This window comes from Emticicia soli, from assembly GCF_037860775.1.
Lineage (GTDB): Bacteria > Bacteroidota > Bacteroidia > Cytophagales > Spirosomataceae > Emticicia > Emticicia soli.
Genome location: NZ_JBBEWC010000014.1, coordinates 98,320 through 119,029, shown reverse-complemented (window position 1 = coordinate 119,029; position 20,710 = coordinate 98,320). Strand labels below are relative to the sequence as shown.

The window sequence follows — 20,710 nt, the reverse complement described above, 5'->3', positions numbered from 1 at the left end:
ACAACTTGCTGATTTTCAAGCAAGTAAGCTGTAAGTTTTTATTAAAAAACTTGCTTTTTAGGCAAAAATGACACTTATTTGTTAAATAAACTGCATTACGATTCGTTAAATTGTTGGGCCCTCTTCTTATCGGGCATGATTTTTGAGTAATTACACTGAGTGAATACCATAGAAACTATCTGATTTATGTCCCGCATTAAACTATACTTGCTTGGATTTATAACTTTATTTACTACAATTGCCGCTTTGGGGCAGAAGCCTAAAGATTGTATAACTCTGCCACCCGGAATGACCCCTGGAGGAACCTTCAATTTAACTCCAAATTATGCATGTATAAATACAAATACCGGAACAGCCATAGTAACGGTTACAAATGCCAAGCCTCCTACAGGTATTTTTGACGTAGGCGCTGGTAATGAGATTAAATACAATTTCAACTATACAGATGCTCTTTTTCCAACTGGTGTAGAGTTTACAGCAGGAACTCCTCCTATTTATACATATAATCAAGCAGGTGAATACTGGGTTGCGGTTTCAGGTAAACAAGGCAGCAATACTTATTTAATGTGTAAATCTGTAGAGGTAATCAAAACAGAACAACCAGATATTAGGGTTGATGCTTGCGACCCTCTGAATGTAAGTGTTGAGATTCAGGATACACCAATCAATCAAAAGCAAGACCGGGTAACAATAGACTGGGGTGATGGTAATATTAACACTTATGATGTTACGAGCCGCCCTATGACGATTCAGCATAGTTACACTAGCGCTCCCACATCAAATCCTAAAATTCAAGGGCAATATGTTCGTGGCGGCGTTAATAGGTGCCCTAGTGATCCGGTAAATTTCAATGTTGGTACTAATATAAACCCAAAAATTTCTGAACTAGAAGGTTTAAACGGCGGTACTGAGAATAAAATAACAATGAAAGATGGGAATCCGGGCGAAGATTATATCATTGAAATGAGTACTAATAATGGTACATGGGCCGCAACGACCCAAACCATAAAAGCACCAACTGCGAGTAATACCTCTTCCGCAACCATCACAGGTCTTAATGCTACAAGTGAATATTGCTTCCGTCTATTAAAAACAGGCGCTTGTTCAACCCCAATACAATCAAACGAAGTTTGTACTATCAAGCCAACACATAATGTAATATCAGCAACAGAGGTGAAAGTTGATTGGGTAAACACTCAAGGAAACATTAACTATTACGATGTATTTTATAAAGACTTTCCATCTGGAGCCAATCAGAACTCAGGTCGAACTTCCTCACCAAGTGTAAAAACCTTTACGTTCTCTGATATGGATTGCAGTACAAAGTATGAATTTCAGATAATTGGAACAACTACAGGCATACCTGCAGACAGAGCAATAATTAAATCGCCTGCTTTTATTGTTACACCATTGCAAGGAGGGCGAGTACCTTTTGAAAATCTACTAGTAGTATCAACCGATAATAACATTGCAAAGGTTAATACTCTTCTCAGCTTTCCTAAAATAAATATTTATAAGGCAGAAGGAAGTTCAACAAATTTTCAACTAGTACAAACTATCACAAGCAATGTATGGGAAGATAGGAATGTAGAATTAACCAAACAACAATATTGCTATAAAGTTGAGTATGAAGATAACTGTGGTAATATTTCGGATCAAAGCCCATCGGCCTGCACTCTTTTTCTAACATCTGCTCAATCTAATACAATCAACTGGACACCCTTTACAGTAGTTGGTACTCCGCCTGTATTGCAAAATGTGCAAGCAACAGAATATACTATACAGATACTAGACCAAGACGGAATCGTAGTACATACTCCTAGTATCACATTTGACAACGAAGCTGATGTAAGAAACGAATTAGATAAATACTTAGATGACCCTGCAATGAACGGAAAAGTAACTTTTAGAATCCTTGCCTTACAAAATGCAGAGGTGTCTATAGGAGGGTCTGGGCCTCCAGTTACTTTTCCATTCTTCAGCTATTCTAACGATTATACCTTTATCACCCCTGCTTTGGTTTACTTCCCTTCGGCTTTTACACCAAATGGAGATACACACAATGATGTATTTTTAGCCACCGGAAAATATATCGCTCAATTTAACATGATTATATACGACCGCTGGGGCGCTCCGATTTTTGAATCAAAAGACATAAAAATCGGTTGGGACGGTAAAGAAAATGGTTCTCCTGCACCGACAGGGTATTATAGTTTCAAAATATTCGGAATCGACAACGCAGGGCAGGAATTTAGTAAAACAGGCTCGGTTTTATTGATGAGATAATAGAATGTTATACGATATTTTTAAGGGCAGTCTGAACCGACTGCCTTTTTTTGTAGTTTTGTTGTTGGAAAATGTTTATCACTTAATCGAATACAAAATATGAACATGGGAGATATTTTCGGGTTGGCAGGTAAAATGAAAGAAATGCAAACCCGTATGCAAGAAGCGCAAGAGAACCTTGGCAAAGTTACTGAAACCGGAGAAGCCGGCGCAGGTATGGTTAAAGCCACTGTAAATGGAAAAAGACAATTGTTAAAAATTGAAATAGATGAAGACCTCATCAGCAAAGACCAACGTGAAATCTTACAGGATTTGATTGTGGCTGCAACAAACAAAGCCCTTGAGAAAGTAGAAGAAAAAGCCAAAGAAGAATTGAAAAAAAGCACCGAAGGCATGATGCCGAATATTCCGGGTATGGATTTCGAGAAGATGTTTAATAAATAATTGAGCGGTAGTAAATGCATAATGCCTTATTGAATTGCAAATCCTATTGATTAATTTCAAGTAAAAGGTTTTGTAAACGTGAGGCCGTCTCAAAATTCTCCTATACCAAATAATATTTGGAAAAGACCCCACCCTAACCCTCCCCAACTGTGGGGAGGGGACAAAAAAGCCCCTCTCCCTACAGTTGGGGAGAGGGGCGGTCGGCCGCTGCCGTTGGGGTGTGGGGTTGAAGCCTTGCCAAATAATATTTTGTGCAGTTTTCTTTTGAGACGGCCTCATCCAATCTGACATTTTCCAGCAACATTTACCCTAAAAAAGTGGATTATCTTCATTCGTTAATTCACCATTCACCAATTTATAATTCCCTACCCACCGATTCATGTCAAAAGTTGCCATAGTTATTTTAAACTATAATGGGCAAAGGTTTCTTGAGAAATTTCTGCCGTCTGTTATACAAAACGCTGATGCTTGTGAAATTATAGTAGCTGATAACGCCTCTACCGATAATTCTGTCCCGTTTATGACGCAGGTTTATCCCGAAATCAGGTTGATTCAACTCCTTCATAATAGCGGTTTTGCGGGGGGGTATAACGAGGCACTCAAACAGATAAAGGCTACTTACTATATTCTCTTAAATTCTGATATTGAAGTTACACCCAACTGGATAGCACCCGTAATCGATTTGATGGATGCTAATCCAAATATGGCTGCTTGTCAACCCAAAATAAGAGATTATCATAAACAATCGCATTTTGAATATGCCGGAGCAGCAGGTGGCTATATCGATTGGCTCGGTTATCCGTTTTGCAGAGGTCGTATTTTTGATACCTGCGAACCAGACACAGGCCAATACGATGATGCCCGTGAAGTTTTCTGGGCCACAGGTGCTTGTATGTTTGTGCGAGCCAATGTGTTTCATGCATTAGGCGGGTTTGATGCACAGTTTTTTGCTCACATGGAAGAAATTGATCTATGCTGGCGTATGAAAAACGCAGGTTATGAAATATACTACTCCCCTGCCTCAACGGTTTATCATGTGGGTGGAGGTACACTTCATAAATCAAACCCACGGAAAACTTTTCTGAACTATCGAAATGGCTTAGCCATGATGTACAAAAATCTGCCTGATAATCAGTTATTCAGCACTATTTTTATGCGTCTGGTTCTTGATGGAGTGTCGAGTATCAAGTTTTTGCTTGCGGGCTCATTTAAAGACATCTGGGCTATTCTGAAAGCACACTTTGCATTCTATGCTATGATTCCACGCCTGGAACGCAAATCACCCAAGCTACTAAAAGACATTTATCCCAAAAGTATTGTACTTGCCTATTTTTTGAAGAAAAAGAAGACTTTTAGGGAGTTGTGAAGAGCTCAAAGATTATTAGGAGGTAAAAAATAAGCTGCTTAAACTTTAAACCACGGAGTTGCACCAAGTTTAAAACACAGAGTATCACAAAGTCTATATAAAAATACTCCGTATAACTCCGTGCAAAACTCTGAGTCACTCTGTGGTAAAATAACATCAATTACTTTTCTCCCCATTTTATATATTCATAGAAAAATCAAATAGCACTATTAAAGAACTAGCCGTTCAGTCTCCCCCCATTCCAAAAATTCTCCTATATTTGTAAAACACAAAACACAATTCTACATTGCTTAAAATAGGTATTACTGGTGGTATTGGGTCGGGGAAGACCATTGTCTGCAAGATGTTCGAAATCTTAGGCGTTCCGGTGTATTATGCCGATGAGCGTGCCAAGTGGCTCACGAATAATGATTTGCAACTTCGCAAAGAAATCAAGGAATTACTGGGCCGACAAGCCTACGACGAACAAGGACAATATAATCGCAAATGGGTAGCTGCTCAGGTGTTTAATAACCCCGAACTACTAAAAATGCTCAATTCCCTCATTCACCCACGGGTGTTTGCTGATACCGACCAATGGTTCTTGCAAAATCAGGATGCTCCGTATATCCTTCGGGAAGCTGCATTGATGAATGCGGCCGGAGATAACAACGATTTTGATGCCGTAATTTTAGTGAATGCTCCCGTAGGCATAAGAATTGCCCGTACAAAAAAACGAGACCCTCAAAGAAGCGAAGAAGAAATAAAGGCGATTATGACACGCCAAAAAACCGAAGAACAATTTGCTTCGATAGCCAACTATACTATTATTAATGATGATGAACACCTGCTTATACCGCAGGTTCTGGAATTGCATGAGAAATTAAGCACACAGGCTTAATATTATTTTCTGAATAACTTCAATAGTTTGTTCACAGCACCGCTTATATCTTTATCAGTATCCATCAAATCGTTTACGGTCTGAATAGCGTGTATTACCGTACTGTGGTCACGACCTCCGAAATGATACCCGATTGATTTTAACGATAAATTGGTAAGTTCTTTTGCCAGATACATGGCTATCTGCCTTGGCAACACAATTTCACGCAAGCGGCTTTTGCCTTTCAGGTCAGGGATACGCACCTTGAAATGTTCGGTTACGGCTTCAATAATTGTATCAATAGTTACCTCTCTTTCCGAATCTTTTATCAGATGGCGAAGCGTATTTTTAGCTAGTTCTACATCAATATCACGGCGGGTAAGCGAAGCCTGCGCCAATAAAGAAATCATAACGCCTTCAAGTTCACGTACGTTGGTATCAATGCTGTGCGCTAAATACTCTATTACCTCGTAGGCAATATCAATACCCTCGGCGTGTGCTTTTTTCTGAATAATGGCAATGCGGGTTTCAAAATCAGGTGTTTGCAGGTCGGCCGTTAAACCCCATTTAAAACGAGACAACAGGCGGTCTTCTACCCCTTCCAATTCACGTGGAGGGCGGTCTGATGTCATCACGATTTGTTTACCTGATTGATGCAGATGGTTAAATATATGGAAGAAAGTCTCCTGTGTCTTTTCTTTACCTGAAAGAAACTGTACGTCGTCAATAATCAGAATATCTACCTGCATATAAAACGTCATAAAGTCTTGCAGGCTATTGTTTCTGATAGCATTGATAAACTGGCTTGTAAATTTCTCTGACGATACATACAGCACAAACTTATTTACAGCCTTGTTTTTCATGAAATTACCAATGGCCTGTACCAAGTGCGTTTTACCTAGCCCTACACCACCATAAATCATAAGTGGGTTGAAAGACGTAACTCCGGGCTTAGAGGCAACAGCAAACCCTGCTGCTCTGGCCAAACGGTTACAGTCTCCTTCCACAAAATTATCGAACGTATAATTAGGATTAAGAAAAGAATCAAGGTTCAGCGAGTCGAGGTCTCTCATCTCAAAAGGATTTTTAACCTGCTCGTTCACAATTTTATTTTCAAGCCTGTTGTTTACCGGAGAGTTATGCTGTGGCATATTCACAGCAATAGGTGGCTCATTTTTCTTCTGATTCCCGCTATCTACTATAATAGAATACTCTAGCATCCCCTCACGCCCAATTGCGTAGTCTAAAGCTTTTCTTAGCAAATGCACATAGTTCTCCTCTAGCCACTCGTAGAAAAACTGGCTTGGCACTTGAATAGTCAGCTTTTTGCCCTCTAGTTTACCCGGAATAATAGGTTCGAACCAAGTTTTATAACTTTGTTCCGAGATACTATCACGGATAATCTTGAGGCAATTTTGCCATACTATGTCAACATCTCGTTGCACTTTAGGAGTTTCTAAAATAGTCATTTGGCTACATTGGGATTCTAAGGGGGTGCAAAGATAATAAAAATCATGTACCTACCAAGAAGTGAATTTTGAGATTTTTCGTGTATTTTCAAAGCAAATACCTAACATTATTTTACCAAATTTGATTTGCCTTATAAAAATACAAAATGTACCTTTACAATTACTTTGGTAACTGATTTTTTTTCACCGAAAAATACAATTCTGCTATGGCGAAAAATTTCTTTGATGAATTTCCGGAATCGACAAAAAAAATTTGGGAGGCACAGGTAACAAAAGATTTGAAAGGAAAAAACTTTGAAGAGACCCTTGTCTGGCAAACACCCGAAGGAATTTCAGTACAACCTTATTATTCGGAAGAAGACATCAGCTCACTCCCACTCGAATCTATTCAGCAAGCACAGGCGGGCAAAAAAACGCTCAATTGGCAAAACAGGCCGATAGCGAAATTTTCGCAAGAAAAACCGAGCAATAAGCTTTTTATTGATATTTTACAGAATGGTGCCAATGCACTTATTATTGATTTTGCTGATACAGACATCAATCAGATTGATTTTGTAAAGCTACTTGACAAAATCAAATTAAGCGATACACCAATTTATTTCAAGACTCTATATAATGAAGCACTGTTATCAACCCTAAGCAAATACATTCATTACCAACCCAAGGGAGGGCTAATCTACGATTCGTTAGGTAGTTTCTTTGCAGGAAAGGCTAAAATAGACGATTCAACTTGGGAAAGTACAAAAAATCTCATTAGTCAATGTACCGTTTATCCGGGTTTTACAGCAATTACTATTCGGTCTGACACCTTCCATAATGCCGGTGCCAATGCTGTGCAAGAGCTAGCCTTTACACTAGCTACTGCCACTACATATTTGGATAAATTAAGCGACCTCGGCTTAAGCATTGAGCAGATAGTGGCTAAGCTAGAATTTTCTTTGGCAATAGGCCCCAATTACTTCATGGAAATTGCAAAAATCAGAAGCCTGCGTTTGCTGTGGAGCAAAATTCTGGAAGCTTACAATTGCAATGCAACAAGTTGCCAGATAAACTGCCAAACGTCTTATTTTTACGATTCAACGCTCGACGCACATACCAATATGCTTAGAGCCACAACAGAGGCCATGTCGGCTGTTATTGGTGGTTGTGATTCGCTCACGATTCATGGGTATGATGCCGTTTCTTCTGCCTCATACAATGAAATGAGCGAGCGCATTGCTCGCAATATTTCGGTTTTGCTGAGCGATGAAAGCTACCTCGGCAAAAGTCTCGATGTTTCGGCAGGCTCTTATTATATCGAAAACCTCACCACCGATTTGTCAACCAAAGCTTGGGATTTGTTTCTGGATATAGAACAAAAGGGGGGTATGCTACAAGCCTTTGAAACAGGATTTGTGCAAACAGCAATAGCGAAGGCTTATGAGCAAAAAGTAGAATTACTGAAAAACGGCAAGGTGATGGTGGGTGTCAATAAATTTATTTCCCCTAAAGATACACCCAGACAAGCCCCCGCCCAAGCCGATACAGATACGCATTTTTTAGCCAACAAAAGAATAGCCGCTATTTTCGAATGAAAATACTTTTAACCCCCGATAAATTCAGAGGGTCGCTAGATGCCCCTCAGGTCTGCCAGGCTATGGCCGAAGGAATTGCCATGGTTTCGACCCATATTGAAACCATAAACCTACCAATGGCTGATGGTGGCGAAGGCACACTCGACCTGCTCTTGTGGTATACTGGCGGGCAGAAGAAAACGGCAACGGTGCAAGACCCACTAGGGCGGCTTATTGAGGCACAATACGGTATTTCAGCAGATGGCAAAATGGCTTTTATTGAAATGGCTACGGCATCTGGCTTAAGCTTACTCAAAAACGAAGAGCGGAATCCCCTACTTACCAGTACCTATGGCACAGGGCAGCTAATAAAGACTGTGATTGAAGCAGGTGTGAAACACATCATTATGGGTATTGGTGGCAGTGCTACAACCGATGCAGGTATAGGCATGGCAAAAGCACTAGGCTGGCAGTTTCTTGATGCCGACGATAGAGAAATAGAAGCCATCGGGGGAAATTTATCACTGATAAAGAAAATTATCCCTTCCCCGCTTGCCTCTGTGCTCCCAAAAATTCAGGTAGCTTGCGATGTAACAAATCCCTTATATGGCATTAACGGAGCCGCTCACGTTTACGGCCCACAAAAAGGTGCCAATGCTGCCGCAGTAGCCATATTAGATAAGGGCTTGCAGGATTTTGCACGTGTTACAGGCTTATCAGAAGCAATAGTTGATAGCCCCGGCTTTGGTGCAGCAGGTGGCTTGGGTTTCGGAAGTGTATTTTTTCTGAATGCCAGCCTTAAAGAGGGCGTAAAATTACTGATGGATTTCTGTGGTTTTGATGAACACCTGAAGAATGTCGACCTGATTATTACAGGAGAAGGCAAAATTGATAGCCAAACCTTGCAGGGCAAACTTATTAAAGGTATTACCAGCAAAGCCGGAGAAATTCCGGTAGCAGCTATCTGTGGTACGCTTGATGCCACTCCAGAACAAATGCAAGAAATAGGCATTGCTTATGCCGGCTCAATACTCAACAAACCTCAGACTTTAGCCGATGCCCTGCAATCGGGGTATGAGGATGTAAAAAACGCTACTTATTATTTAGTAAATATGATTTACCGTACTTCTGCGATTAAATCGTAATTTTGCAAAAAAAACAAGTGTATGGAAGAGAACAACAACATGAAGAACTCAAAAACCTGGCTAAAATTTACACAAATTGGCCTGCAGATGATTCTTACCATAGGTTTAGGTACATGGTTTGGCTACTGGCTCGACGGAAGAGCTGCCAACAAAACCCCTGTCTGGACACTCGTTTTGTCACTTTCTTCCATCGGAGTCTCTCTATATAATGTAATAAGGCAATTACCTAAACAGTAAAAAGCACTTATCTGCACTCTTACCAACACAATATGTCAAAAACGCTTATACTTACAGCTATACTTGTAATTGTATTTTTTTTAGCTGAGGCCATTGGGCTAGGATACCTGCTACATCCGCAAAAATGGGTAATTCTAGGCTTTTTTGCTGCCAGTGCATTTCTTTTTAGCCGTATAATGGAATTAGGTTTTAGAGAAAATCGTAAAAACTTTATCCAGTTTTATCTTACAACAGTGGTTTTACGTCTACTTCTTAGTATTATCTTTATCGGAGTCGAATTATACAGGGGTTTAAAGCAACAAGAATTGTTCGTAGGAAACTTTTTTGTATTATATTTATTTTATACAATCTTTGAGATTTGGAATTTAAATAGTAACTTGCGCCGAAATTCAGAAAAGTGATTATCCAGAAACGTTGATTGACCGAATAATTCAAAAATTATGTTGCGTTTACTTACAAATAAGTTCTTATTAATAGCCTCATTTTCAATATTTTCTCTGACTTTTTCATTCGCACAAGAAGGGCACGAAGGCCATCATGAAGCAAAAGAAGAAGGTGCACACGAAGAAAAACCTTTCAATATTGGTGAAATGATTATGCACCATATTTCTGATTCTCATGAGTGGGAATTTTCACACGGTGCAGTTATTCCGCTTCCAGTTATCCTTTATACTAAAGAATATGGTATTGAAGTTTTCTCTTCAGCCAGATTTAAAGAAGGAAATAATGTTTACAATGGTTACATCAACCTACACGAACACATTCACAGACTAAGCCCTGATGGCTCAATTGACGAAGCCATTCATGTATGGGATTTTTCTATTACTAAAAACGTAGCTTCACTTATTTTAAGCGCCGTTATTCTTATCGTATTAATGACGACAGTTGCCAAAAGCTTCAATACCAACAGAGGTAAAGCACCAAAAGGTATACAGTCGTTTCTTGAGCCAATTATATTCTTTATCAGAGACGAAGTAGTAAAACCAAATATCGGCCCTAATTACGCTAAATATTTGCCTTACTTGCTTACTTTGTTCTTCTTTATCTTAATCAACAACCTTTTAGGTTTGTTGCCGGGTGGCGCCAATGTAACGGGTAATATTGCTATTACTATGGTATTGGCTGTTATCACTTTTATTCTTACGCATATCAATGCCAACAAGCATTATTGGTTGCACTTAGTAAAACCAGAAGGTGTACCTGTAATTATGTTACCTTTGATGTGGGTAGTTGAAATTGCCGGTGTGTTTATGAAACCTATGTCTCTTATGATTCGTCTTTTTGCCAATATCACGGCGGGCCACATCATTATCCTGAGTTTGTTAGGTTTAATTTTCATTTTCCAAAACTATGCAGTAGGTGGCGTTGTTACACTGTTTACCTTGTTCATGAATACAATTGAGTTATTGGTTGCGTTTTTGCAAGCCTTTATCTTTACATTGTTATCATCAATGTACATAGGTAGTGCCATAGAAGAGCATCATGATGCCGACCACGGCCATTGATAAGTAAAAGCCCAAGGGCTGTTTTAAGTAGTATTTATTTTTTATTAATATATAAATTGTTTTAATCATGTCTTTATTACAAGTTCTTTTACAAGCAGGTGCTGACTCAACTCGTGGTCTTGCAGTATTTGGTGCAGCTTTAGGTGCTGGTCTTGCAGCAATCGGTGCTGGTTTAGGTCTTGGCCGTATTGGTGGTAGTGCATTGGAAGGTGTAGCTCGTCAACCAGAAGCAGCTAACAAAATCCAAACTATGATGATCATCATCGCTGCCCTTGTAGAAGCCGTAGCTCTTTTTGCAGCAGTAATCTGTCTTTTGATCTCTTTCAAATTAGTTTAAGAATCAAATTGAACGACGCTTGATTAAAATCCTGTACTACTCGCATTAGGCGTTAGTACAGGATTAAATCTGACAGCAACCAACAAGTGTAAAGCAGTTTATAATAAATTAGTTGTTATAGATTAACAGACCTTTACGAATCAAATAATTAAAATAAATTTTTAAACTGATATGGAATTACTGACCCCCAGCCCCGGATTGATTTTCTGGATGCTTTTGGTTTTTGGTATTTTAGTTTTTTTCTTAGCTAAATTTGCATGGAAGCCCATTTTAAGTGCCCTGAAAGAGCGTGAAGACTCGATTGAGTCAGCCTTGAGAATGGCAGAAGAAACACGTGCAGAAATGGCAAAATTGAAATCAGATAATGAGAGAATCATTGCTGAAGCCCGTTTGGAACGTGATAAGATTATCCGTGATGCAAAAAATGCATCTGATAACTTGCTTGCAGAAGCGAGAGAGAAAGCAACAGCAGAAGGTGTAAAAATCATTGCTGATGCCCGTGAAGCCATTCAACAAGAAAAAAATGCAATGGTTGCTCAAATGAAAAAAGACGTAGCCGCTTTTTCAATCGAAATCGCAGAGAAAGTTTTACGTAAAGAGCTAGCCGACAAAAAAGCACAGGAGTCTTTGGTATCAAACCTTATTTCGGAAGCAAAATTAAACTAATTGGTCATTCTATCAGTTTGTTTAACACCGTTAGATAAAAAATCATACTTTTTTACTATTTTGTGTTAAGCTTTTGCAAAATAAGTGTTCTAAAATTTGTTTTTTTCATAGAGTCGGTTGTATTTTTGTGTAATTATATGTTGCAACCGAGAATTTAGTTTTTTATCAAGAAAAAATGGCAGATTCAATAGTTGCATATAGATACGCTAAGTCATTATTTGACCTGGCTACAGAAAAAAAAGTTGTAGAGACAGTTAATAACGATATGCTGTTGTTTAAACAAATCTGCGACGAAAATAGACAATTTGCTGTTGTTATGAATAATCCTATTGTTCGTCACGACAAAAAATTAGGAATATTGAAAAATATTTTCGAAAATCGTGTAGACGATGTTACTTTTTCGATATTCAACGTCTTAACAAAAAAACATAGAGAGAATTTGATATACTCTATTGCCGAAGAATTTCAAAAATTGTATAACGAGCAAAAAGGTATTCAAAAAGCTACAGTTACTACGGTTTCTCCATTGACCGACGCTCAACGTAAAGAATTTACAGACATGGTTGCAAAAGCTACCAAAAAAGATGTAATTTTAGAAGAGAAAATCAATGAAAACCTGATTGGAGGTTATGTGTTGACTTTGGATGATAAACAGGTAGATACCTCTATCAGAAAAAAATTAAACGATTTGAAACTAACATTAGCATAGATATTGCATATATGTTATAAAGAAATTAGTTTTCATGGCTATAAAGTTGAGAAATACCCCCGAGCTTCGGGGGTTTTTTCTTTATAGCCAGTCTACAATAATTCTGTTGAAGGATTCCAGAAATGTGCTTCGAAATTAATTATTTTATCGTTCTCTACTTTCACCCCTTCGGCCTCTAGTCTTTCTTGCATTACATTGCCTCCAAAATGATGTTTGCCTGTAAGCATCCCATTCCGGTTTACAACCCTATGTGCTGGTACATCAGGCATATTATGGCAGGCATTCATGGCCCAACCAACTAATCTGGCACCTGATTTAGTACCCAGATACTGCGCAATAGCTCCGTAACTGCTTACTCTACCTTCAGGTATCAGCTTTACTACCTGATAAATACCATCAAAAAGATTATCGACTGAAGAAGCCATTTGCCTATTGAGTGAATGAGTGATTTGTGATTAGAGTGATTGTTTTTAATTGTGAATGGTGGATTACGTTATCTTGAACTATGATTTACCTGATTGGGCTGATCTACACTGAAAAACTTCATGAAACATCTTCACATTTATCGTAACAATTATAAAATCAGGTAAAACGGTACGCCGTCTTAGCAAAGTTCAGACAAATTCACTATTTGATTTCTCTATCTTTTATTTCTTTATCTAATTTATTAAACCACTCTTCGCCATAGAAGCGGGTTAGTGGGGCTTGTAGAAACTTATAGACTGGTACACCTAGTTTATCACCTAGCTCGCAGGCATCGCTGCAAATAGACCAGCGGTCGTAGTTAACTGCGTGGAAGTCATCGTATTTGGTAATACGAATAGGATACAGGTGGCACGAGATAGGTTTCTTCCACGATATTTTACCATCAATGTAGGCTTGCTCTATGCCGCATTTCAAAATCCCTCTATCGTCGTAGATAGCGTATGCACACTCACGGTCGTCGATAGTAGTTGTTGAGAAATCACCCTCCCAGTCTTTAATGTATTTGCCTTGTTCTTCAATAGCCTTGATTCCGGCCTCTGAAAGATACGGTTTTACTGTTTCGTATATTTCTTCAAGTATCGGCAATTCAGACTCCTCGAGCGGAGCACCCAGGTCACCTTCTACACAACAAGCACCTTTGCATTTTTCTAAATTGCAAACGAAGAATTTCTCTGCTACGTCATCACTTATACAAGTGTTGTCTATTAATATCATTGGTATATATGCAATAAAATATGCCATACTCAAAAGCATGGCATACTTAATCTTAAATTTATTTTAGCGTATCAAAGATACATCAAATCTTTCTGATAATTAACTTCTGCCCTATTTTAACATTCTGGTCGGTCATATTGTTCCATTCCTGAATCTGTTTCATAGCCACGCTGTAACGTTTGGCTATACTGAATAAGGTTTCACCCTTTGCCACCTGATGTGTAGCCACTTTACCACCTGTTTCGGCTTTTGCAGAAGCAACACTACTATTGCCGGCAGATGCCTTTGCTGAGCCTCGTACAATAAGCTCCTGCCCTACTTTAATGCGTTCGTTAGTACTTATGCCATTCCATGCTGCAAGGTCTCTTACCGAAACACCATATTGGCGGGCAACACTATAAAGTGTTTGACCTACATCAACCGTATGCGTACCCGATTTTGGCACTGAACTCGTTGCTGTTGTAGTAGCAGGCACATTAGTACGCTTAGGCTCTGTAGTACTTGACGATGGCCTAATAGTTACATTAGGATTTGTAGCTGCCGGTCTTGCAGGTGTTGAAGGCGCAGTATAAGTTGGTTTATCTTCGTCTTCGGCAATTACTACTATATCATCATCATCGTCGTTTTCCTGATAAGGGCTGGTAGTATCTGTATCCGGTATTTCTTTCTTAACCGGCGCTTGTGTTTGCGACTGTGGTTGTTTTTTGGCAGGTCTTTCAATTACAATTGTTTCACCCTGGCTGCTCATTGTTTCGTCTGGGCTTGGGGTTCTTTTAGGCTTGCTGTTATTGGTTGCTACTTCTGTACCATACTCTTCAACCACAGGTACCTTACGTTGTGGTTCTTGCTCTTTTACACCACCACGACCAATTTCCAATGGCTCGTTTTTCGGGCGTTTCTTCTGCAAGTACACAATCTGACCTTCTTGAATAGCATGAGCTGTTCTCATACGGTTTAGTTTCAAGAGGTTTTTCAACTTGATACCAAACATCTGCGAAATACTCCATATCGATTCACCTGCTTGTACCTGATGCTTTTCGATAGGTCCTTTGCGTAGTTTTCTTTGCAGATAATACACCTGTCCTTCTTCCACGGCATCTTTATCGCTCATGTCGTTAAAAAGCAAGAAATCTTTTATTTTCAACTTACCACCTCTTGCCAAAGAAGCAATATCATCGCCCGGCTTGGCCAGAATCCCCTTCATTTCGTTTATCGTGTAAAAAACGGGGTCTTCTTCGTTATTTACCTGCGTTGTGATACGCTCCAATACCGGATAATCTCGGTGCTTGATTTCTTCTTTATTATTGTTTTTGTTGCCTTTATTAGTGGTAGCTATTACATCTGGCTGACGGCCAATTTTAGACTGCACTTCGTCCATGCGGGTTACAGGTACCAGAATAGCTACCGAGTAATCGTCTGGAATTGTATTAGTTTGTAACCACGAATTATTCTTTTTCAAATCGGTTGCATCAACATTAACCATCGATGCAATTTGCGACAAAGTTTTACCTTTACCCTTGCGGTATTCTACAAATGCAAAGGCATTGTCTTTCATGCGGTTTATTCGGTATTCAAAAGCGATACGTGCCGCAATGGTTTTAAGCAAATAACGGTCTGTGCGTCCATCAAATTCTACTTCCGAGGCGTTTGTCCATTCTGAAGGTACAATTTTGCTGATCCCCCCCGCACCTAGCATATAAGAGTAGAGCGTCGAAATCCAGTTTTTATAAATCTGATTGTTGCGTTTCAGGTAAGCAGCGGCTGCTCTTGTAGACGAATAAATGTTTTTACGCTCATCAATATCACTATCTACACGCAAGCCCAATTCTTGTGCAGTAGCAGCTTTCATCTGCCAGAAACCTACGGCATTAGAGGTCGATACGGCATCAGGCAACAAAGCACTTTCAACTACTGCAAGATACTTGAAATCATCTGGTACTTTTTCCAGTTCAAGAATACGCTCTATAATCGGGAAATACCATTGGATTCGCTGAAGCTTATCCAGCACATATTTATTCTCAGGAACTAATAAAGTAGAAACCTCTTTTTGAACCAGTTTTTGAGCATCGGCATCTAGTCGAACGGTTATACCCGCAAAATCAACTTTTCTGGATACCTCAGGTAAGCTTACCTGCTGAGCAAGAGCGATATTAAAGCTTACCAGAAAAAACGAGAAAGCAAACGTTTTTTTCATGGAATTAGGAAATTATAATTTAAAGCACAATTTATTTAAAGCATTGACCCCACTCCCTAAATCCCTCTCCCCAACAGTGGAGAGAGGGACTTTTTGGATTCCCTCTCCACTGTTGGGGAGGGTCAGGGTGGGGTTTTATTTTTTACGCACAACCATCAATCCGTCACGAATCGGGAGTAGGATATTTTCTACTCTGGCATCGTCTTGTATCATTTTGTTGAACTCTCTGATATTGAGCGTGTCTTTATCTTTAGCCGCCGGATTACTCACTTTACCGCTCCACAATACATTATCGGCTATAATATAGCCTCCCGTACGCACCTTGTCGATAACCAAATCATAATAGTTTTTATAATTCATTTTATCGGCATCAATAAAAACAATGTCAAACGCATCGGCTATCACAGGAATAATCTGCAACGCATTACCGATTCTGAAATCTATTTTATCGTTTAAAGGAGATTGTTTGAAGAAATCTCTTACAAAATCCTCTAATTCTTCGTTTACATCAATCGTAATGATTTTCCCGTTTTCTGCTAAACCCTCGGCCAGACATAAGGCCGAATAACCGGTGTAAGTGCCAATTTCAAGAATAAGCTTTGGCTGAATCATGTGAGACAACATGGATAGAAACCGCCCTTGGATATGCCCCGATAGCATTCGGGACTGCAAGACCTTGGCATGAGTTTCACGGTTGAGTTTACTCAAAAGGTCGTCTTCGGGCGTAGTGTGGTCTACGCAATATTGGTCAATATCGGCGGGAATAAATTCCATCAGGAAAGCATTTTTATACAAAAATAGAACAATTTTGAAAAAACCAACTAAATAGGTAGCTTTTTTTGCCCTACTACCTATTAAACGGTCTTCTTCTAGAATTGTTTCTTAAACCTTATTACTCTTACTTCTCAAACTAAAATCGGCCAGTACAAGTGCTGCCATTGCTTCAACAATAGGCACTGCACGAGGCAACACACAAGGGTCGTGGCGGCCTTTGCCCGATACCGTTACTTTTTCGCCTGTATCATTCACACTGTCCTGGTCTTGCATAATGGTAGCCACAGGCTTAAAGGCAACTCTGAAATAAATATCTTCACCGTTGGAGATTCCACCCTGAATACCACCCGAATGATTGGTTTTGGTATGTACTTTACCATCTTCGCCCATATAGAACTCGTCGTTGTGCTGAGAACCATAAAGCTCAACACCATCAAAGCCGCTGCCGTATTCAAAGCCTTTTACAGCATTAATGCCCAACATGGCTTTGCCTAGCTCGGCATGGAGTTTATCAAACACAGGCTCACCCCAACCAGCCGGGACACCTTTGATAACACAAGTAATGATTCCACCTATCGAATCGCCTTTTTTACGGGTCTGGTCAATGAAATCGAACATTTCTTGCGCTACGGCTTCATCAGGACAACGAACGGCGTTATCGTCGGTTTTAGAAAGGTCAAGTTCCCAGTATTCTTTACCTAGTTTTATCTTTCCAACCTGCGACACATAGGCTTGAATTGTAATTTGCTGAGACCCCAACAAGATTTTTGCCAATGCACCTGCTGCTACACGTGCCGCTGTTTCACGGGCTGAGCTACGGCCACCACCACGGTAATCGCGCACGCCATATTTGGTTGTATAAGTATAGTCGGCATGCGATGGGCGAAACTGGTGCGCTATGTGCCCGTAGTCTTTAGAACGTTGGTCTTCGTTCGGAATCACCATTGCTATGGGAGTTCCGGTTGTTTTTCCCTCAAAAATACCCGACAATACCTGAAACTCATCGGCTTCTTTGCGTTGCGTTGTAATACGCGACTGTCCGGGTTTACGACGGTCTAATTCATGCTGAATATATGCTTCGTCAAAATCTACACCTGCAGGGCAACCATCAATCACTACGCCAATGGCTTTACCGTGCGATTCACCAAATGTTGAAATCTTAAAAATTGTTCCGTACGTACTACTCATGAGAGAAAAACAAAGACTTAGGTTATGTTATACTGCTAAACAGCGGTAAAATTACGACAAAATGTTGGGCAATGGATGATATATTTTTTGTTTTGCTGTAGCAAGATGTTTTTTGGCTTTGTAGAAACTTAAGACTTACGTTTATATTGGTTTATCTAATCTCTTAAGTGTTGTTGAAAATGATAAGAAAACATATTTTTCTTGAACAATAAAACATCAAATTTAGAGAGGGTTTAACTAAGCAAAGAGAATCTTCTACTTTACATAAAAGCAAACTTTTTCGCCTTTCTTCACGTTGATAAACTGCTAAAAAACATAGTTAATGAACGATAGTTTTTATACAAACGTAATTATCAACGCTGCTCAGGATAAAGTCTGGCAAAACTTGACAAGACCTTCAATCATGCTTGAATGGATGGGCGACCCTGATATGGATTTACAAATAGATACCAATTGGAAAATCAACAGCCCAATCATTATAAGCGGATTTCATCATACAAAATTTGAAAACAAAGGCATTGTACTCACGTTTGATATAGAACAGAAATTAAGCTTTACGCATCTGAGTTCTGTATCTCAATTACCTGATATACCTGAAAGCTATTCAAAACTTACATTTATCTTAGAGCCTGTTGGAGAGCACACACTACTAAGCCTTAATATAGAAAATTTCCCGACTGAAAGTATCCGTAAACATCTGGAGTTTTATTGGCGTGCAACGCTAGTAAATATTAAAAATAAAACGGAGACATCAGAAAAATAAGCGTAAGCTACAATCCTACAAAAACTTCTACTTTTTTGATACAATATTAATAAAATATTAAATTTCCATTTCCTTAGTTTTTCGGTCCTAAAAAATACAGAAAACAGTTTTTTATGTCTCCGAAGAGTCTCCCGTGCGCGCTTGCCTAAAACTAGCAAGGGGACTCTTCGGCTTTAGACGGAATTTGAGGTTTTGTATTTCTATAGTGGCAGAGTCCCCTTGCCAACCATTGGCTTACTCACACGGGAGACTCGGCCGAGACAACTAGATTTTGCACTTGCTTAGACCAAGTAAAGGAACTCTTGGGCTAGGCTTTGGCACTTATTTCCACTCAACAACACCCATATTAACAAAATATTAATTTTACTTATATTAGCTTATTATCTGCAAAAATAGGTAGAATTGCGCCTTTGAGCTTCACACTATGGCACAAAAAAAACCGACTCAATGCGGTCGGTCTTTGTCTCAATAAACTAAACTAAACTGTATAAATCTTTATTCGTTTTGCCATTTGCTTTAATTTCCACTGATATTTATCACTCATTGTGTACCTCGTTGGTAAAGCTTTATTAGCTACGTGTATGTCTTCTGTTTTCAATGTCTTTTAGCAAAGTAAGTGCATTTGCACTATACATTCCAAACGAGGGCTGCCCCTGGTATTGGATAGTACCGCTTGTTTTAGCACTGTCAGGCTTATGGCATAGGTATAAGTTACTACTGCCAGGCTCTACAAAGCCCATGCCGTAATGGTCTGAAACAGCACTGTTCTTAACTGTCTGAATAGTAATACGCTCTGCGTTATTGGGCAAAAGTGTTGAGGCAATAACATCAACCTTATGGCTGGTGTCAACTGAGGTCGTAAGTGTTCGTTTATACGTGTGTGAAATTCTAACACTATACGTTATCGGTAATAAAAACGCATTTTTATTACGAATTGTTGTAGGGTCAACGAAAAATTTGAAAGGATTTAATTGAGCGTAGTCCGCATAGGGTTTTCTACGGCTCATGCTAAGCTTCCTCGTATGATTTTTTGTAGTATCATAATTAACATTCAGGTTCGAAAATAGCCTGAAAGAATTACGATTAAACGACGAATCGGTGCTTATTAGTTGTACTCCTTTAGCAATGGTCTGCTCCCCTCCTGACTTACACTTCCTGTCTCTTTTGCTCTGCCTCAAATTAAAATCTACCTTCAAAGAGCAAGTGTTATCATCTTTATTATTCAAAAGCATCTGCGCTATTTCCTTATCATTATCGTTTACCTGTGCTATCGTTCTGTCTTCTACAGACAGCGCATAGCTAGGCATGGCCAGAGCCCGGTAATAACAGGTAAATAGCTTCTTCATTTAATGCTTTTCATAATTGTATTGCAAAGGTAATAAAAAATATGGTTAGTTCTTAACCCATATTGGGGGATTTGGATAAACGGTCGAAAAACGTGATGTTAAAATTTGTTAAAACAGGTATATAGGCTTAGCGATTTATAACTAGGCATAAAAAAATCCTATCTCAAACCGGATAGGATTTTAAACTAACAAACTGTATGTAAGCCTCAAAAAGAGGGATTATCCGTTGGTATGAACCCTGCGGTTTTCTTCTTCCAATACTCCGTTTCTTCTGCGTGCAGGTGCTACTGTTGATTTTCCAAAACGATAGTTGAACGACACCATAGCAAAGCAACTAGCAAGGCGGCGGCGTTGCTTGTCAGTAATGTATCTTTTATAAGCTTTGAATATTTTTCTCGATGTAGCGTTACATTGGCAAACTCAACAAGCTTCTTTGAGTCGTTGTTTACTTGTCCTTCTACCCTACCCGTGAGGGTCTGGGCACATAGGGGCACAGTAATACTTAACAGGTAAGCAGTAAATAGCTTTTTCATAATAATGCTTTTTCATATTCGGTAAAGCAAAAATAAAAAGCTATTCGCTGATTGTTTTACCCCATTTTGGGTGATTTATAGCCCCTAGCCCCTAAAGGGGAATAAAAAAATAAATGCACCCCTAGCCCCTGAAGGG

General features: G+C 39.3%; 21 protein-coding genes. 13 read left to right on the top strand and 8 right to left on the bottom strand.

Going from position 1 to position 20,710, the window contains the following annotated elements; translation table 11 throughout:
- Positions 1-288 precede the first annotated feature (288 nt).
- The 4 genes from WAE64_RS20930 to coaE all read left to right on the top strand — a co-directional run bounded on the left by WAE64_RS20930 (position 289) and on the right by coaE (position 4,976).
- Positions 289-2,286 carry a T9SS type B sorting domain-containing protein gene (locus WAE64_RS20930; RefSeq protein ID WP_340239731.1) on the top strand — a complete coding sequence of 666 codons (1,998 nt, stop codon included), beginning with the start codon at positions 289-291 and terminating at the stop codon, positions 2,284-2,286.
- 99 nt (positions 2,287-2,385) lie between these two features.
- Positions 2,386-2,730: a YbaB/EbfC family nucleoid-associated protein gene (locus WAE64_RS20925; protein ID WP_340239730.1), complete on the top strand. Its 345-nt coding sequence runs from the start codon at positions 2,386-2,388 to the stop codon at positions 2,728-2,730.
- A gap of 379 nt (positions 2,731-3,109) precedes the next feature.
- Positions 3,110-4,096, top strand: coding sequence for a glycosyltransferase family 2 protein (locus WAE64_RS20920; RefSeq protein ID WP_340239729.1), 987 nt, complete (start codon positions 3,110-3,112; stop codon positions 4,094-4,096).
- Between the two features lie 286 nt (positions 4,097-4,382).
- Entirely contained in the window at positions 4,383-4,976 is a 594-nt protein-coding gene (coaE, locus tag WAE64_RS20915) for a dephospho-CoA kinase (protein WP_340239728.1), read from the top strand.
- A 2-nt stretch (positions 4,977-4,978) separates the two neighbouring features.
- Here coaE and dnaA read toward each other — a convergent pair whose 3' ends face one another.
- Complete coding sequence (gene dnaA / locus WAE64_RS20910; RefSeq protein ID WP_340239727.1) at positions 4,979-6,424, bottom strand: chromosomal replication initiator protein DnaA; 1,446 nt, start codon at positions 6,422-6,424, stop codon at positions 4,979-4,981.
- 206 nt (positions 6,425-6,630) lie between these two features.
- On the opposite strand from dnaA, the gene WAE64_RS20905 reads away from it, so the two are divergent.
- The 8 genes from WAE64_RS20905 (at position 6,631) to atpH (ending at position 12,576) form a co-directional block, all read left to right on the top strand.
- A complete protein-coding gene (locus WAE64_RS20905; RefSeq protein WP_340239726.1) occupies positions 6,631-7,998 on the top strand; it encodes a methylmalonyl-CoA mutase family protein in 1,368 nt (455 codons plus the stop codon).
- Positions 7,995-9,122 (top strand): glycerate kinase, encoded by a 1,128-nt coding sequence (locus WAE64_RS20900; RefSeq protein ID WP_340239725.1) that lies wholly within the window; start codon positions 7,995-7,997, stop codon positions 9,120-9,122. The genes WAE64_RS20905 and WAE64_RS20900 overlap by 4 nt, the downstream gene beginning before the upstream one ends.
- 21 nt (positions 9,123-9,143) lie before the next feature.
- Positions 9,144-9,359, top strand: coding sequence for an AtpZ/AtpI family protein (locus WAE64_RS20895; RefSeq protein WP_340239724.1), 216 nt, complete (start codon positions 9,144-9,146; stop codon positions 9,357-9,359).
- 32 nt (positions 9,360-9,391) lie between these two features.
- Entirely contained in the window at positions 9,392-9,760 is a 369-nt protein-coding gene (locus WAE64_RS20890) for a hypothetical protein (protein WP_340239723.1), read from the top strand.
- A 39-nt stretch (positions 9,761-9,799) separates the two neighbouring features.
- Complete coding sequence (gene atpB, locus WAE64_RS20885; protein ID WP_340239722.1) at positions 9,800-10,864, top strand: F0F1 ATP synthase subunit A; 1,065 nt, start codon at positions 9,800-9,802, stop codon at positions 10,862-10,864.
- Positions 10,865-10,931: 67 nt separating this feature from the next.
- Positions 10,932-11,201 (top strand): F0F1 ATP synthase subunit C, encoded by a 270-nt coding sequence (gene atpE / locus WAE64_RS20880; RefSeq protein ID WP_340239721.1) that lies wholly within the window; start codon positions 10,932-10,934, stop codon positions 11,199-11,201.
- Between the two features lie 171 nt (positions 11,202-11,372).
- Positions 11,373-11,867 (top strand): F0F1 ATP synthase subunit B, encoded by a 495-nt coding sequence (atpF, locus tag WAE64_RS20875; protein ID WP_340239720.1) that lies wholly within the window; start codon positions 11,373-11,375, stop codon positions 11,865-11,867.
- A 175-nt stretch (positions 11,868-12,042) separates the two neighbouring features.
- The gene (gene atpH, locus WAE64_RS20870) at positions 12,043-12,576 is read left to right on the top strand and encodes an ATP synthase F1 subunit delta (protein ID WP_340239719.1); all 534 of its coding nucleotides are present in this window, start codon (positions 12,043-12,045) and stop codon (positions 12,574-12,576) included.
- Positions 12,577-12,668: 92 nt separating this feature from the next.
- On the opposite strand, the gene WAE64_RS20865 is transcribed toward atpH, so the two are convergent.
- From WAE64_RS20865 to aroC, 5 genes are all read right to left on the bottom strand, one after another.
- On the bottom strand, positions 12,669-13,001 hold the full coding sequence (locus tag WAE64_RS20865) for an MGMT family protein (protein WP_340239718.1): 333 nt from the start codon (positions 12,999-13,001) through the stop codon (positions 12,669-12,671).
- Between the two features lie 202 nt (positions 13,002-13,203).
- Positions 13,204-13,776, bottom strand: coding sequence for a DUF3109 family protein (locus WAE64_RS20860; protein WP_340239717.1), 573 nt, complete (start codon positions 13,774-13,776; stop codon positions 13,204-13,206).
- 82 nt (positions 13,777-13,858) lie between these two features.
- Positions 13,859-15,970 carry a LysM peptidoglycan-binding domain-containing protein gene (locus WAE64_RS20855; protein ID WP_340239716.1) on the bottom strand — a complete coding sequence of 704 codons (2,112 nt, stop codon included), beginning with the start codon at positions 15,968-15,970 and terminating at the stop codon, positions 13,859-13,861.
- 135 nt (positions 15,971-16,105) lie between these two features.
- The gene (locus WAE64_RS20850) at positions 16,106-16,744 is read right to left on the bottom strand and encodes an O-methyltransferase (RefSeq protein WP_340239715.1); all 639 of its coding nucleotides are present in this window, start codon (positions 16,742-16,744) and stop codon (positions 16,106-16,108) included.
- A gap of 108 nt (positions 16,745-16,852) precedes the next feature.
- The gene (gene aroC, locus WAE64_RS20845) at positions 16,853-17,932 is read right to left on the bottom strand and encodes a chorismate synthase (protein WP_340239714.1); all 1,080 of its coding nucleotides are present in this window, start codon (positions 17,930-17,932) and stop codon (positions 16,853-16,855) included.
- A 322-nt stretch (positions 17,933-18,254) separates the two neighbouring features.
- Here aroC and WAE64_RS20840 point away from each other — a divergent pair, with 322 nt between their 5' ends.
- Positions 18,255-18,695: an SRPBCC family protein gene (locus WAE64_RS20840; RefSeq protein WP_340239713.1), complete on the top strand. Its 441-nt coding sequence runs from the start codon at positions 18,255-18,257 to the stop codon at positions 18,693-18,695.
- 569 nt (positions 18,696-19,264) lie between these two features.
- On the opposite strand, the gene WAE64_RS20835 is transcribed toward WAE64_RS20840, so the two are convergent.
- A complete protein-coding gene (locus tag WAE64_RS20835; protein WP_340239712.1) occupies positions 19,265-20,041 on the bottom strand; it encodes an outer membrane beta-barrel protein in 777 nt (258 codons plus the stop codon).
- 284 nt (positions 20,042-20,325) lie between these two features.
- Entirely contained in the window at positions 20,326-20,574 is a 249-nt protein-coding gene (locus tag WAE64_RS20830) for a hypothetical protein (RefSeq protein WP_340239711.1), read from the bottom strand.
- Between the last annotated feature and the right edge of the window lie 136 nt (positions 20,575-20,710).